15 protein-coding genes are annotated in these 15,232 nt (G+C 45.5%); 3 read left to right on the top strand and 12 right to left on the bottom strand.

All coding sequences use genetic code 11. From position 1 onward, the window contains the following. Nucleotides 1–110: transposase (locus IX95_RS26060; RefSeq protein WP_200876927.1), on the bottom strand; the 110-nt coding region annotated here is incomplete at its 3' end. Between the two features lie 311 nt (nucleotides 111–421). On the opposite strand from IX95_RS26060, the gene IX95_RS20825 reads away from it, so the two are divergent. Beyond that, nucleotides 422–1,567: a Na/Pi symporter gene (locus IX95_RS20825; RefSeq protein WP_006957724.1), complete on the top strand. Its 1,146-nt coding sequence runs from the start codon at nucleotides 422–424 to the stop codon at nucleotides 1,565–1,567. A gap of 267 nt (nucleotides 1,568–1,834) precedes the next feature. Here IX95_RS20825 and IX95_RS20820 read toward each other — a convergent pair whose 3' ends face one another. The 5 genes from IX95_RS20820 to rppH are packed head-to-tail and all read right to left on the bottom strand — an operon-like array spanning nucleotide 1,835 to nucleotide 7,130. After that, complete coding sequence (locus IX95_RS20820) at nucleotides 1,835–2,686, bottom strand: thymidylate synthase (RefSeq protein ID WP_038163705.1); 852 nt, start codon at nucleotides 2,684–2,686, stop codon at nucleotides 1,835–1,837. A 9-nt stretch (nucleotides 2,687–2,695) separates the two neighbouring features. Further along, on the bottom strand, nucleotides 2,696–3,517 hold the full coding sequence (gene lgt, locus IX95_RS20815) for a prolipoprotein diacylglyceryl transferase (RefSeq protein WP_038163702.1): 822 nt from the start codon (nucleotides 3,515–3,517) through the stop codon (nucleotides 2,696–2,698). 45 nt (nucleotides 3,518–3,562) lie between these two features. Beyond that, nucleotides 3,563–4,354 (bottom strand): sulfite exporter TauE/SafE family protein, encoded by a 792-nt coding sequence (locus IX95_RS20810; RefSeq protein WP_038163698.1) that lies wholly within the window; start codon nucleotides 4,352–4,354, stop codon nucleotides 3,563–3,565. An 8-nt stretch (nucleotides 4,355–4,362) separates the two neighbouring features. Then, a complete protein-coding gene (gene ptsP, locus IX95_RS20805) occupies nucleotides 4,363–6,609 on the bottom strand; it encodes a phosphoenolpyruvate--protein phosphotransferase (RefSeq protein ID WP_038163696.1) in 2,247 nt (748 codons plus the stop codon). Nucleotides 6,610–6,611: 2 nt separating this feature from the next. After that, the gene (rppH, locus tag IX95_RS20800; RefSeq protein WP_006957734.1) at nucleotides 6,612–7,130 is read right to left on the bottom strand and encodes an RNA pyrophosphohydrolase; all 519 of its coding nucleotides are present in this window, start codon (nucleotides 7,128–7,130) and stop codon (nucleotides 6,612–6,614) included. Nucleotides 7,131–7,751: 621 nt separating this feature from the next. On the opposite strand from rppH, the gene mutH reads away from it, so the two are divergent. After that, nucleotides 7,752–8,417, top strand: a complete 666-nt coding sequence (gene mutH / locus IX95_RS20795) for a DNA mismatch repair endonuclease MutH (RefSeq protein WP_038163694.1) — start codon at nucleotides 7,752–7,754, stop codon at nucleotides 8,415–8,417. A 1-nt stretch (nucleotide 8,418) separates the two neighbouring features. Here the strand turns inward: mutH and IX95_RS20790 are convergent, their stop codons facing one another. Further along, nucleotides 8,419–8,730, bottom strand: a complete 312-nt coding sequence (locus IX95_RS20790) for a DUF6482 family protein (protein WP_006957738.1) — start codon at nucleotides 8,728–8,730, stop codon at nucleotides 8,419–8,421. 128 nt (nucleotides 8,731–8,858) lie between these two features. On the opposite strand from IX95_RS20790, the gene IX95_RS20785 reads away from it, so the two are divergent. Then, nucleotides 8,859–9,893 carry an NADP(H)-dependent aldo-keto reductase gene (locus tag IX95_RS20785; RefSeq protein WP_038163692.1) on the top strand — a complete coding sequence of 345 codons (1,035 nt, stop codon included), beginning with the start codon at nucleotides 8,859–8,861 and terminating at the stop codon, nucleotides 9,891–9,893. Between the two features lie 71 nt (nucleotides 9,894–9,964). Here the strand turns inward: IX95_RS20785 and IX95_RS20780 are convergent, their stop codons facing one another. From IX95_RS20780 to nlpI, 5 genes are all read right to left on the bottom strand, one after another. Further along, nucleotides 9,965–10,216, bottom strand: coding sequence for a hypothetical protein (locus tag IX95_RS20780; RefSeq protein ID WP_038163689.1), 252 nt, complete (start codon nucleotides 10,214–10,216; stop codon nucleotides 9,965–9,967). Between the two features lie 510 nt (nucleotides 10,217–10,726). After that, nucleotides 10,727–12,061: a cyclic-di-GMP-binding transcriptional regulator VpsR gene (gene vpsR, locus IX95_RS20775; protein WP_019275505.1), complete on the bottom strand. Its 1,335-nt coding sequence runs from the start codon at nucleotides 12,059–12,061 to the stop codon at nucleotides 10,727–10,729. A 303-nt stretch (nucleotides 12,062–12,364) separates the two neighbouring features. Next, nucleotides 12,365–13,702: an MATE family efflux transporter gene (locus IX95_RS20770; RefSeq protein ID WP_038163687.1), complete on the bottom strand. Its 1,338-nt coding sequence runs from the start codon at nucleotides 13,700–13,702 to the stop codon at nucleotides 12,365–12,367. 60 nt (nucleotides 13,703–13,762) lie between these two features. Next, nucleotides 13,763–14,176 carry a MarR family winged helix-turn-helix transcriptional regulator gene (locus IX95_RS20765; protein WP_038163685.1) on the bottom strand — a complete coding sequence of 138 codons (414 nt, stop codon included), beginning with the start codon at nucleotides 14,174–14,176 and terminating at the stop codon, nucleotides 13,763–13,765. Nucleotides 14,177–14,287: 111 nt separating this feature from the next. Beyond that, the gene (nlpI, locus tag IX95_RS20760) at nucleotides 14,288–15,205 is read right to left on the bottom strand and encodes a lipoprotein NlpI (protein ID WP_019275503.1); all 918 of its coding nucleotides are present in this window, start codon (nucleotides 15,203–15,205) and stop codon (nucleotides 14,288–14,290) included. Nucleotides 15,206–15,232 lie beyond the last annotated feature (27 nt).

The raw sequence follows: 15,232 nt of genomic DNA, 5'->3' as shown, positions 1-15,232 counted from the left end.
AGCTCTTTGCCTAAATTTCCTTTCAGAATCTTTAGTCGATATTTAGGTGTCCAAACAATATGATATTGGCACCGATGATAAACGTGTGAAGCGGATTCATATCTGCTCATGTTCGTTATTTCCTTCATTTGTTGGTTGCAAACGAGGACATCTTGAACATGAGCGTTCTTCGGGCAAAGCCCAACAGAACGATCACCACCTTCTAAAGAAGGTGGTTTAGGGCTAGAAAACAAAAATTTCATTATTTATCAAAGTCTTAAAGTACATGTAAATTTAAAAATACATGCACTAAACCCGTGTCCAGATAAATAATTTTCTATTACACACAACTGTAATATTAATGAAATATTTCCCATCTAGTATCGCCCACAGTTTCAACAACCGACCAATACAAACTTAATACGGTCCACGGAGAAAAATTATGAACCAAGCTACTACTACAGCGGCGCCTATATCGAGCACTACTCGCTGGTTACGCTGGGCTAACTTGGCATTCATGTTATATCTACTGCTTCTAGCAGTATCTATGGTAGGCAGTGGCTTTAAATGGGCAACAGGCGATCAAGCTAAAGTCTTGTTCGAATTCGCATCTCACCCAGTAGCAGGCCTGATGATCGGTCTTGTCGCAACAGCTCTTATTCAATCTTCTAGCACAGTGACATCGATTATCGTTGGTCTAGTGGCTGGCGGCCTTCCAGTAGAAACTGCAATCCCAATGATTATGGGTGCAAACATTGGTACTACAGTAACCAACACATTGGTTTCCCTTGGTCACATTCGTGATAAAGAAGAGTTCAAACGTGCTTTTGCAAGTGCAACAATTCACGACTTCTTTAACCTTCTGGCCGTTGCTATTTTCCTACCATTGGAAATGATGTTTGGCATTCTGGAGAAAATTTCTCACTGGTTAGTGTCACCATTCCTAGCGACTGGCGACATGAGTATGAAAGGCCTGAACTTCATCAAGCCAATCACTAAGCCTGTTGTAAGCGCAGTGAAAGAGCCTCTTGCTACATTTGGTGATACTGTCGGTGGCGTACTACTTATCGTTATTGGTATCGCAACCATCTTCGTTGCTATCACTGTGATGGGTAAACTGATGAAGAGCCTAATGGTTGGCCGTGCTCGTGAAATTCTAAAGAGCGCTATTGGTCGTGGCCCGATTCACGGTATTTTCTCTGGCTCTGTGGTTACTGTACTGGTTCAGTCTTCATCAACAACAACCAGCCTAATGGTTCCACTTGTTGGCTCAGGTGTATTGAAAGTTCGTGACGTATACCCATTCACTCTAGGTGCCAACATCGGTACATGTATTACCGCACTATTGGCGGCAACAGCAGCATCAGGTGAGTTCGCAGTATTCGCTCTACAAATTGCTTTGGTACACCTAGCGTTCAACATCCTAGCCACAGTCTTTATCTTTGGTATTCCGTTCCTGCGCGAACTACCAGTTAAAGCCGCTGACATCATCTCTGATATGGCAGTGAAGAACAAGGCTGTAGTGGCTGGTTACCTTATTGCGGTATTCCTTGTACTGCCAGGTAGCATCCTAGCACTGACTGCTTAATTCGAAGCACCATCGCTTATTCAAAGCCCGCAACCTAGGTTGCGGGCTTTTTTGTTTGTCTACGCTTAGCTGATGAAGAAGGGAACGGGGTTTCATCCTGCGGATGAGCTAAAGAGCTAAGTTGTGGTTAAGTGAACAATACTAGTTTCAACGAGGCGACGCTCGATCCCACTTTCCAGTACCAAAACGCTCCATAAGGTGCCGCCCGTTCTTTCTCGCATAAAAAAGCCGCCCTGCGATAGGCGGCTCTTTAACAACTCGTGCTGATTACACTGAGAATGGGTATTGGATCGGATCATGGTACTCGTAGCCCTCAACCCAGAAATCATCCAGCGTGACCCAAGTTTCCAAATCTTCTAGAGACTTGATATCCGGGTTGATATGGAACGTAGGTGATGCCAAAGGCTCTCGCTTCAACTGAACGTCACGCATCAACTCAAGCTGATCTTCATAGATGTGAGCATTCACTATCTTGTGGTAAGCCAGCCCCGGTTTTTTACCTGTAATCTGAGCCATAATAGCCAAGAACACGTACACCTGAACCATGTTGAAATTCAGGCCAAGAGGCACATCACATGAGCGCTGAGTACTATTGAGGTAAAGCGTATCACCTAACAACGAGAAGTGATGGCTATACATGCAAGGGCGTAAACACCCCATATGGAACTCACCTGGGTTGTAGAAGTTGAGGATTTCGCCGCGGTCATCAACCCCACGCGTTAAATCATCAACAATCTTACGAAGTTGGTCTATATGACCACCGTCAGGCTTAGCCCAAGCACGCCCCTGAACACCATAAACGCGCCCCATGTCATCCTCACCTTTTCGATAAGGGTTATTGAGCCAAGCTTGGTTTAGGTTTGCATTAGCGTCCCAAGTTTTGGTACCGAGCTTGCGAAAATCTTCCGCACTGTCGTAACCACGAATATAACCGAGCAACTCAGCCACCGCGGCTTTCCAAAAGCTTTTACGCGTTGTCACTAATGGGAACTGGTTGTGGCCGACATCGTAAGTCAGATCAGCATTGATGACCGTCAGGCAGCGTTTGCCTGTACGTTCGTTTTCAATCCACTCACCTTGCTCAACAATTCGCTGACAGAGATCTAAATACTGTTTCACACCCGTTCCTTACTTCGTTTGTTGTGGAATTTCATCTTTGTAATGACCACGCTTGTAAGCCCATACCATCATCATGATACCAACGATAACCATAGGTAGAGATAGGATCTGTCCCATAGAGATAAATCCACCGAATAAACCAAGATGGGCATCAGGCTCACGAACGTATTCGACAAGGAAACGGAATGTACCATATCCTGCTAAAAATAGCCCTGAGACCGCACCGAGAGGACGTGGCTTTTTGATGAACCAATTGAGAATAAAGAACAGCACAACGCCTTCAAGAAGCATTTCATACAACTGAGATGGATGACGAGGTAAAGGGCCGCCATTAGGGAAGACAATCGCCCATGGCACGTCCGCCACTCGGCCCCATAATTCACTGTTCATGAAGTTACCTAAGCGTCCCATTCCAAGGCCAAACGGTACTAATGGCGCGATAAAGTCAGCGACACCGAAGAAAGTACGACCATTCTTCTTGGCATACCAGAACATTGCAGTGATGACCCCAAGCAGTCCACCGTGGAATGACATGCCTCCGGTCCACACTTTGAACAGGTACAGAGGGTCTTGAAGGAACAAATCAAAGTTATAGAAAATAACGTAACCGACTCGCCCGCCAATCACTACCCCAAGGAAACCAGCAAAGAGCAGATCGGAGACTTGCTCTCGCGTCCATCCACTGTCTGACTTATCTGCTCGTCGATTAGCTAGCCACAACGCAAACGCAAAACCAACCAGGTACATCAGCCCATACCAGCGAATTGACAGTGGACCAATCGAAACTAGGACAGGATCGATATTAGGAAATTCAAGGTATCCCTGAGACATAGAATAATTACTCTTTTGGTATTCAGATAATTAGATGAGAGTCCATTACAGCAACATAGTTCCGGCAACAAAGACTAAAAAGATTGCAAAGATTTTTTTCAACGTTGCCGTCGGTAAGGATGTCGCCAATTTAGCGCCGATGCGAGTCGTCAACATGGATGTCGAAGCTATGGCAATCAGTGCTGGCACATAAACATATCCCAAACTGTAAGCTGGTAATGATTGTGCCTGATAACCATGCAAGATGAAACCAATCATACCTGAGATGGCGATAAAGCAACCGCACACAGAAGAAGAACCGACCGCTTTGCGCATTTCAATGCCGTGTCGATTAAGAAATGGCACAGACAACGACCCGCCCCCGATACCTGCTAAGCTCGACACCATCCCTATCCCAGTGCCAATCGCTACAGTGGCACTGTTGCCAGGCATGGTTTTCTGACTCTTGCGCTTTATCGAAAACAGCATTTGCACCGCTAAGCACAGCACTATCACGCCAAACACTTTCGGTAGGTACTGGGAAGGAATCCACTCCGCAACATTCGCGCCGAGAAAACCGCCCACGACCACGCCGGGCATCAGCCATTTCACCACATACATATCCACATTACCGAGTTTGAAGTGATTAAATGCCGAAGAACCTGAAGTGACAATAATGGAAGCCAGAGAGGTCGCCAAAGCGATTTGCATACTGATCGCGGGATCAATCCCAGCCATAGGAAGCAAGAAGAGCAACGCTGGCACCACAATCAAACCACCACCGATGCCAAGCAGTCCTGCCATCACTCCAACAATACCACCAAGAAGGAGCAGCAAGACTAAAAATTCAATATTCACGTTTTTCCTTATCGTTTACCAGCACGGATAAAGCCTGCAAAGCCTTTCTCCTCAAAGAAAGTTTGCATCATAGTATAAATGTCATTGCCATAAGGCTGCATCAGAGCTTTGTCAGCAAGTTCGCGTAATTCCGTACTATCGATATGACGCAGTAAGTACTTCACCTTAGCAACATTCGACGTGTTCATACTCAAGCTACGGTAACCCAGCCCCACCATGAGAAGCGCGCCGATAGGATCACCCGCTAGTTCACCACAAATACACACCGGCAGTTGAAGTTGCTGACAAGTCTGTTGGATATGATTCAGTGCCATGATCACAGCAGGATGCATCGACTCATACACATCCGATACTCGCGCATTGTTGCGATCCACGGCAAGTAAGTATTGCGTCAGATCGTTCGTACCAATGGAGACAAAATCCACTTTTTCCGCAATCAGCGGCAACAGATAAATCATCGATGGTACTTCGATCATCACGCCGATGGCTGGCATTTTAACTCGCTCATCCAATTCTGCGACTTCTTGATGAGCACGCTCTATCAAATCAATCGCATCATCCAATTCTTGAGCCCCTGATACCATTGGCAACAAGATACTCAAATTATCGTGTTCCGCACTGGCTCGCATCATGGCGCGAATTTGCATCAGGAAGATATCTGGATGATCAAGCGTAAAACGAATACCACGCCAACCAAGGAAAGGGTTATCTTCTTCAATTGGCAGGTAAGGCAGCGCTTTATCTCCACCAACATCGAGCGTACGCATGACAACGCGCTTGTCGGGGTATGTATTCAGGACGGACTGATACTGAAGAGTTTGTTCGTCTTCAGAAGGAAAACGATGTTGGAGCAAAAAAGAAATTTCGGTTCGATATAGGCCAACCCCATCAACCCCTTGGTTCACGGCAATGTTCGCATCCGCGCTCAAACCAGCGTTGAGCATGATTTCAATACGCACATCATCGCTGGTGCATGCCGGTTCAAGAATTCGCTGGTTGACCATAGTCGCCAGCTCGCTCTCTTCATGAGCCAGCTCGCGATACTCTTTGAGTAGCTGCTTACCCGGAGAGACAAAAATCTTACCGCTGTAACCATCGACGATGCCACGCTTGCCATTAATCGGCTTGGGATTAAGTGTCACCCCCATCACAGCTGGAATACCCAGCGCACGAGATAGAATTGCCGCGTGAGAGTTTGCCGCCCCTTCGAGGGAGACCACCGCAAGGAGTTTTTCCTTAGGAATAGAAGCCAGCAAGGTTGCTGTTAACTCGCGTACAACCAATATAACGGGCTTTTCAATAGAAGGCTGATCTTTCTCGGTATTGTGGAGGAAGAAAAGTAAACGTTGACCTAGCTCTTTTATGTCCTGGGCACGCTCTCTGAGATAAACATCTGACATGCGAGCAAAACGGTTAGAGTAGCTCTCAACCACTTGCCTCAACGCCCAATCAGCGCGATCTCCCTTTTGGATCTGCGTTTTGAGGTCATTTCGCAACATTGGATCATTCAACAAGTGCGTAAACAGATCAAATATCGCCAATGTATCTTTATTAATTTCGCTATCGAGCTTTTTACGCATACGGCGAAAATCACTCAACGCATCTTCAATCGCCAGCAGCAACCACTCTTGCTCACGGTCAACGTCCAAGGTCGAAGCGGGGTACACATCCGCTAAATCTGGTTGTGTGTCATCCCACCAGAACTCGCCGATAGCCACACCGGAGGATGCGGGAATACCTTTGATGGTATGAAGTTTCTTCTCGAGACGCCAATGCCCCTGAGTTTGAGCATGAGCAATGATCACCGCTAGCTGAGCCGCTAATGTGACCAGAAAAGACTCTTCCATCTCATCAAACTGGCGCGGTTGCTTTTGTTGGACCACCAGTACACCGAGCACCTGCTTGCGATAGATGATCGGGGTGCCCAAAAAGCTTTGGTAGACCTCTTCGCCAAGTTGAGAGAAGTATTTGAAATTAGGATGCCGAGAAGCTTCAGCAAGATTGAGAGGTTCAGCGCTGCGTTTGACCAAGCCGACCAAACCTTCGCTGAAGTTGATGTGGATTTTATTGCCTTTGAAACGCAAGCCTTGAGTCGCCATCAGCTCAAGGCGCTGCATCTCTTCGTTAGCGAGATAGACAGTGCAACACTCTGTATTCATCGCGCTGCAAGTTTGCTTAACTAAAACCTTCAATGCCTGATGCACATCTTCGATTTTAGATACCTGTTCAACTATGTCCCTTAGTTGAGAAAGCATGCCTATCCTCTTCTGTGTTTACGCTTACCCTTAGCTCTGCGCTCTTTAAACGGCATTGCTACAGAGGCGAATTCTTTCATTGCTCGACGGTATACATCGCGCTTAAAAGACACTACTTGCCTGACTGGATACCAATAACTAACCCAACGCCAACCATCAAATTCAGGGGAATTTCCTCGCTGCATATTAATTCGTGATTCATCACAATCCAGACGAAGAAGGAACCATTTCTGTTTTTGTCCGATACAGACAGGTTTTGAATCCCAGCGCACTAATCGCTTTGGTAGTTTGTACCTTAACCAATGGCGGCTAGTCGCCACAATTTTTACGTCTTTTTTAGTAAGACCAACCTCTTCATATAGCTCGCGAAACATTGCCTGTTCAGGTGTTTCGCCGTCATCAATTCCCCCTTGAGGAAATTGCCAAGAATGTTGCCCGTATCGTTTAGCCCAGAAGACCTGACCATGGTTGTTACAGATTACAATTCCCACATTTAAGCGGTAACCATCGCCATCTATCACTGGCCAACCTCTAATAAATTCTTAATTACAGTGATTTTTCCACATATCCCCAGATGTAGCAAACTTACTAGTGTGACTGATACGTAAAATATGGCGTAACTTAGTCTTTATGGATAACTTTTAACCCGAAACGCGGTTATTCACATAAAGGTGAGACATAGTCCACATTTATTCACCTTTTCTGTGTATAACCATGTGAAGAATCTTAGAGAAAGTGATCATTCTTTATCCATAACCACATCAGGTTTAATATAAGCTTTAAAACACCAGAAATAAAATACATAAAAATCATAAAGATAAATAAAAACAATCAAAGTAACCGCCAAGATACCGATCGATAAAACGGCACTCACTCAGATCGGTCAAAGATCCACCAGCGACACTTTTATCCACACCACCGGCTCAGCAAGGCAACTTATGACCAAAAACTCAAGCAAATTATTGACCTTAAAACACTGTTTATTCATACACTCCTGATAAAAAATTGTCTTATATCGACAACACCTGTGGATAACCCCTTAACTGATGATCTTTTAGACACTAAGATCAACTTTCAATCAGCCACATTTGGATCATTTTCCGCTACAATAACGGCCACGTTTGACCACCCTGATGATCCACATGAAGCCCGAACCTAAATCGGAAACCGAATTGCTCGATCGAGCACGAGATATTGCTGGTGTATGTTTTAAGGAACTGGCAGATGAAGCGAACCTAACGGTTCCGCCAGATCTAAGAAGAGATAAAGGCTGGGTGGGTCAGCTGTTGGAATGGCACCTGGGCGCACTCGCGGGAAGCAAACCACAACAAGATTTTGAGCAGCTCGGGATCGAACTAAAAACGATCCCGATTAGCTATACGGGCAAACCTTTGGAAACCACCTTTGTCTGTGTCGCTCCACTGATGGGAGTACAAGGACTGACTTGGGAAACCAGCCACGTACGTAACAAGCTATCAAGAGTGCTTTGGGTTCCTGTCGAAGGAGAGCGTGAGATCCCGCTTGCCGAACGCCGCGTGGGGTCACCATTAATATGGTCGCCAAATGAAGCCGAGGAGTTACAACTCAAAACGGATTGGGAAGAATTAATGGAACTGATCGTGCTGGGACAAGTGGAACAAATTACCGCTCGACATGGTGAAGTCCTGCAACTGCGACCAAAAGCCGCAAATAGCAGAGTATTGACCGAAGCGTATGGATCGAGCGGCAAGCCTATAATGACTTTGCCGCGAGGGTTTTATCTTCGAACTCAATTTACAGCTCAGATCCTTGAACAAAACTTTGTTTGATCTAATGCGTGGTCAATGACAGTTCGACATCATGATAAAGCGGGCCATCTCCAGCACCACATTCATCATAAGCGTTATGTAACCTTAGATAAGCCCTTTCAACTCCCAAACGTAATAACTCTTCTTTGACAGAGTCGAGAGACTCAAAGTGAATCGGCTCATCATCTTGTTTAATCGGTTCCAGTTTATGCTTGTATTCCACTGCAAGAAGGTAATGTGAGAGATCCGAACAACCAATAACAAACACCTTAGGTGGCTGATAACTGTCTTTGTGATGTCCATGAATCCATTTATCTAATTGGCTTTTTTGCATAGCTCACCTCCACTTTTAAATTCTAGTTAACTATACAAATTTTGCGAAATTGTTATCGATTACCGTTTCTTCTAATGTGACGATGCCCTATATTGGGATAACAAAGAGAAATTGAGTAAGGAAGTTCAATGCAATACAACAAGTTACCTCATTCCACTCTTGAAATTAGTAAAATCTGTCTGGGCACCATGACCTTTGGTGAACAAAACACAGAACAAGACGCTTTCAGTCAGCTGGATTATGCACTCGAACGTGGTGTGAACTTCATCGATACCGCCGAAATGTACCCCGTTCCCCCTAAAGCGGATACCCAAGGCTCCACCGAGCAATACATCGGTAACTGGCTGAAAAAATCAGGTAAGAGAGAAAAAGTCGTACTGGCGACTAAAATTGCCGGCCCAAGAAATGTCCCTTACATTCGCGATAACATGAGCCTGGATAGACGCAATGTTCATCAGGCGATTGACGATAGTTTACAGCGCCTGCAAACCGACTATGTCGACCTTTACCAACTACATTGGCCACAGCGCCGGACCAATTGCTTTGGTCAACTCAACTATCCCTACCCTGACGAAAATGAAGAAGTCACGCTGATTGAAACCCTCGAAAGTCTGGCAGACCTGATAAAAGCGGGCAAAGTACGCTACATCGGTGTCTCTAACGAAACACCTTGGGGTGTAATGACGCTACTGCGCCTAGCAGAAAAACATGAACTGCCGCGTATTGTTTCAATTCAGAATCCGTATAACCTGCTCAATCGCAGCTTTGAAATCGGTTTGTCTGAAATCAGTCACTATGAAGGTGTTCAGTTGCTTGCCTATTCACCGTTGGCATTTGGTTGCCTGAGTGGTAAATACCTTAATAATGCTCGACCAGAAGGCGCTCGCTGTTCCCTATTCGAACGCTTTGTCCGTTACTTTACGCCGCAAGGCATTCAAGCGACTGAAGCCTACGTCAACTTAGCTCGAGAGCACGGGCTTGATCCGGCACAAATGGCATTGGCGTTTGTCAATCAGCGCCCTTTCGTTGGCTCCAACATCATAGGAGCAACGAATCTAGAGCAGCTTAAATCGAACATTGACAGTCTTGATGTCGTATTAAGTGAAGAATTGCTTCAGGGACTTCAGGCAATTGGCACGACTTATTCCAATCCTTGTCCTTAGTGAAAAACCAGCTACTGCATCAGTAGCTGGTTGATAAGGTTCGGGCCAGTGAAGCAAACTGGCCCTTTTTATTACGTAGGTATTCGCGCACTGAGTACTCGACGAAGATGACGAATACGACGTTCGGCTTTGACGCTATCTGGCTCAGTTTGACCGACAGGGCGACCATCTTGCTCTAAACCAATATCGCGTAGCAGGTGGGTATTTTCCCAAGGAATCTGAAACGCGCTGCGGCGAACCCGACGTTTCCATTCACGCTCTTCACGACGTAAATCAGCTTTTACTAGTAGCGTAGCAAGTTTTAGATATACAGAATGACTCATGATAATTCTCCAGTTGGATGATAGACAGCTGGGAAAAGATCAACGAATAGACTGATAAAATGAGGACATTTTTAATTCGCTGCTTTCCCGCAGCCAATTAAAAATAAATGGATACGGACTAATTACATTACTTGGGCAGATCGGCGATCAAATGAAGCGGGCTTATGTTGTTTAGCCGCCATGATCGATACTTGATCGCAAGACGCAGTAATCAATGAATTGACGTTGAAATTTTTCATTGTGCGCCTCCTAGCAATGTATTAATCCAAATAGAAAAGTGTTTCGATGTATGAGCTTGTACTCATGGTTAAATTCTATGCATGGGCGATGATATTTCAACCACTTTGTTGCATAAAATTAAAATACAATTTTTTAACCTAAAAATAACCATACCAAACTCAGGAATATAAGATATTCCACTAGGTGATATAAGCTTCAACGATTTATGCTCTATGAAAATAAAAAAACCACACTGCTGAGAGTGTGGCTTTATGTAAACAAAACAGCTAATTACACTGTCGCATCACTGATTAAGTTATGTTTGTTAAGTAATCGGTACATAGTGGCACGCGATACACCCAACTCTTTCGCTGCCATTGAAACCTGACCAGAATGAGACTCCAGCACTAATAGAAGCGCATCGCGTTCACTGCGTTCACGAATGCTCTTCAAGCTGCGTTTGCCGTCACTGCGTTTAGGTAAATCGAGATGTTCTTCATCCAACATCACGGTCTCAGACATCAGAACAATACGCTTGATCTGATTCATCAACTCACGGACATTGCCCGGCCAGTGATAACGCGTCAGAGCACGTGTAGCTTCTTCTGTGTAACTGCGAGCCTGAGCGTTGTATTCCTTAGAATATTCCTGAAGGAAATGACGCGCGAGTATCGCGATATCCCCCGCACGCTCTTTCAAGCTTGGCACATTGATGCGCAAGACATTGATGTAGTGGTAAAGCTCTTCATTGAAATCACCATCAATCAACGCTTTTTCGATATCCGCAGAGTTGGCTGCCAGAATACGCACGTCGATTTCCTGCCGACCATTCACTGTCTCGATAGTGCCTTCCTGAAGGAATCGCAGCAAATTCAACTGCTGAGACTTAGGCAGAGTAAGAATATCGTTAAGCAGTATGGTGCCACCATCCGCCTTTTCAAGAATCGAAGGCTCAGAGGCATCATCGCGGTTAATACCAAATAAATCGCTCTCAAGACGCCTTTCCGACATAGCGCGACAATTGACAGAAATGAACTCTTTCTGCGCTCGAGAAGAGGTTTTATGCACAGCGCGAGCCACGGTTTCTTTACCAGTACCACTCTCACCATAAATCAGAATGCTGACGTCAGTTGGACCGATACGTTTGATCTGATCGCGCAGACGCTTCATTGGGATCGACTCTCCGATCAGCCCCATGTCATTATTACTGCCATAGTGTGGCCAGACTTTTTTCTCTAACTTGAGCATACCAAGTTGGTGGCCAATAGTGCTGAGAAGCTGAGCATCCGGGATTGGCGCAGTGAAAAAGTCGATACAAAAGTTAACGATAAACTGGCAAATGGTATCTGAACTTAATTGCGATTCACGGATAAATGCGAGCCAACGGACTTGCTTATGGTTACTCACCAAATTCGCAATACCATTGAGACTGAACTCGTCATGACTAAGGTCGACGATGCCAATGCAAGGCCCTGTTTCGCTGAACAAAGCGTCCGCTTTGCGTAAATCTGCACACTGAGTACAACGCCATCCTACTTGCTCTAACACCGACAGCCAGGGCTCATACGTACCACCGACAACGATAAGTGAACCAGGAATGGAGTCCATTCGGAACTGACTAGCCATGAAATGTATCCCTATTGATTCAAATTTTAATGCTGTGCCTCCAGAGGCACCAAAACTTAGCCGTTACATTATAGAGACTCGGCAAGATAATCTGTCTCATTACTAAGACTAGCCAGTGAATTATATAAATACCAAACAACAATGCGATCAACATTCGGCACGAGTATGCATCTCTCGACACAAAACGAGACATAGTGCTAAAGCTCTACTGCAACAATTTCAGACATTGCACCTATGCCAGATAAGAAAAATCCGGTACAAGCCTTACCTATACCGGATTCCATTTAAAGCAATGTTTACATGTTATGCCAAAGCTTGCTCTGGTGGCTGTACGTTATAACGTCGAATGTCTTTTAATAGCATCATCGCCACAACAATACTCAACGCGATGTTTGACAGCGGGTAAGCAATCCAAATGCCCGGCACACCCATCAGCTTAGGCATTATGAACAAGAAAGGTAGCTGAATCAGCATATTACCTATGGTAACAAACATGGCTTTGCTGCCTTTATTGATCGCCTGATAGTAGGCTCCGGCAACCACAAGGAATCCATCCAACGCAAGTGCAAACATGTGTAATCGAATACCAAGAATCGTATTATCGATCAATTGAGTATCCGTTGAGTTAAATACAGAGACAAACTCGCGTGGAAAGATATTCAGCAAAAGAACAAACGCCATACCGATGACCACCGAGCTGACCATCGCTACTTTGAGCAACTTGCGAATATTGGCCTGATGGCGTGCGCCATGGTTATAGCTCACTAGCGGTTGCATACCGTTGGCGATACCCTCAGCAGTCAGGTAATACACGGTTACGATATAACCTAGAATGGCATAGGCGCCAATCAAGAGCTGATCGCCATATTGAGCAAACAAGCTATTGTGCAACGCCACCATCATCGAACCATAGGCGTACATAAAAAAGCTGGATGTACCGATGGAAAATATCTGAGGCACTAGCGCCAACTTAAGTTTCAGCTCATGGATTCGTAGGCGAAGTTTGGCTCTGTGTGAGAAGAAGTACCCCACGCCCAATAAGGTAACAACCATCTGAGCAATTCCGGTTGCAATCGCTGCACCAGTCAGCTCCCAACCTAACCAAGCGATAAATAGGTAGTCGAGCACAATGTTGATTAGCGCTCCCACGACCATCAACATAGTCGCCAAATTTGGGCTGTCGTCATTACGCAGTAAGAACGGCATAGCAATCGAGCCAAGGGTAAATACGCTGGCACCTATCAGGATATGCAGATACTGTAACCCTAAGTCAAACACGCGCCCTTCAGCACCCTGCCAACGCAAGAAATCATCAGCGAAGAAAAACAGTAACCCAGACACCACAGGGGTTAACGCCAGTAAGAGTACCAAGCCTGTCGCCAGAGTTTGTTTCGCGCCTAGTGCGTCTTTTTCACCTTGACGAATCGACACCATAGCCCCGGTACCCACGCCCACCAGCATGCCAATTCCCAGAATTGAGCCGATCACAGGCCAGGCAACATTGATTCCTGCGAGCCCATCAGCGCCAACATAGCGACCAATAAATACACCATCTACCACCTGATATAAGCCATTGACCAGCATGGCAGCGACGGTTGGAATTGTGTATTTCCAAAACTGTTTATATATGGAAGTTTGCATTTCTCTCACCACAAGTTAGCCAGGCTAACTAAATAGTTAAATTGAAAATTGTTGAACCTGTTAGCCTTTTAGTGACTTTTCCAACAGAGATACAAGCTGCCCTGCTTCTTGTTCCGTCAGTTTGTTACTCATCGCTTGCGCAATATGCTGATAAACTAACTGTTCTTTCGATAAATCCTTTAACACCTGCTCACTCAGTATGACTCGCTTTGAACGTGCATCCTGCATACAAGAGATACGTGAAACTAACCCTTTCTTTTGCAACCGCGCGACCATATTCGACGCGGACGGTTTGGTTACTTTCATCTCATTGGCTAGGTCAGTGATGCGAATTCCCTCTGGAAATTCTTCGATAACCCTCAAATAGTCATACTCGTTAAAACTCAATAGAGATAAAGGGTCTTCTTTAGCATGCACTCGCCACGCTTTAGCGCAAAAACGTTCCAGTTCTATCAGGCAGTTTTCTAGATCCATAAGATTTCAGCACTTTTAGTTAGCAAGGCTAACTATTTTAGTGATAGTTAAAATAAATGGCAATAAAAAAACCGCTGCAAAGCAGCGGTTTTATCATCATTCAATATTGGTTCAGTTGGAGGCTTGTTGTTGCGCCTGAGCCTTTTTGGCTAACTGTTCTTCCTTGACCTCATTGTAAATTCGGGTCAACTCCAAGAACGAATAGCGATGCTCAACGTACTCATACACGTTAAACGAAATAGCGAGTTTGTAGAGGGAGATCGCGCTCGCGTAGTCACCTTGGCTCTGGTAACGCTTGCCTAGGTAGAAATACGCTTCTGTCAGACGTTGCGCTAACAAGGTATTGTCGCGTGTACCAACTAAGATCGCTTTAAAGGCTTCATCTTCCGAGATTTCACCTAAAGTAATAGCCACGAGCACCCAGCCCCACTGCTCGTCACGTTGCTCATAACGAGACATTAGCTCAGCTGTGGCTGCCTGAGGATCTTTTTCCGATTTGACAATATACAGCCAAAGCGCTCGGAAAGGGTCTGCCGTATCTTCTTGGTAATGCTCCGTCATATCTTCCAACGCAAGATCGATACGACCGCCATAATACAATGCAATCGCACGGTTTCGGGCTGCGTAGGAGTTTGCAGGGTCGAGTTCCAAAGTAGAGTCAAACGCATCATAGGCAGCGTCATACTCTCCTACTTGAGTGAAGTAAACACCCAGTAAGTTAAACAGATCTGGCTGCGCAGGGTTAAGCGACAGTGACTGGTTGTAGTCTAATCTGGCCAAGTCACGCAGGCCTACGCTGTCGTAGTAGTTGCCACGCTCATAAAGCATTTTCGCTCGGACTTCTTTAGGAAGATCCTGACGTTGAAGTAACTGACTCAAACGAGCGATCTGCACTTCTTGCTGAACGCTTGCTTGCAACGGCACAGCCATTGGTGGGTAAAGCCACTCAGCACTGTTATTTGATGTAGTGGCACAACCTGCCGTCACCAATAACGCTAAACTAAGTGTTGCGGTTTGAAACCATTTCACAAATAAGTACTCCTGTTGCTGAGCCCG

Origin of the sequence: Vibrio sp. B183, assembly GCF_000740665.1 — a bacterium.
Classification (GTDB): domain Bacteria; phylum Pseudomonadota; class Gammaproteobacteria; order Enterobacterales; family Vibrionaceae; genus Vibrio; species Vibrio coralliilyticus.
Note: the sequence above shows the minus strand (reverse complement) of the source record. Positions and strands in the feature narration are given on the sequence as shown.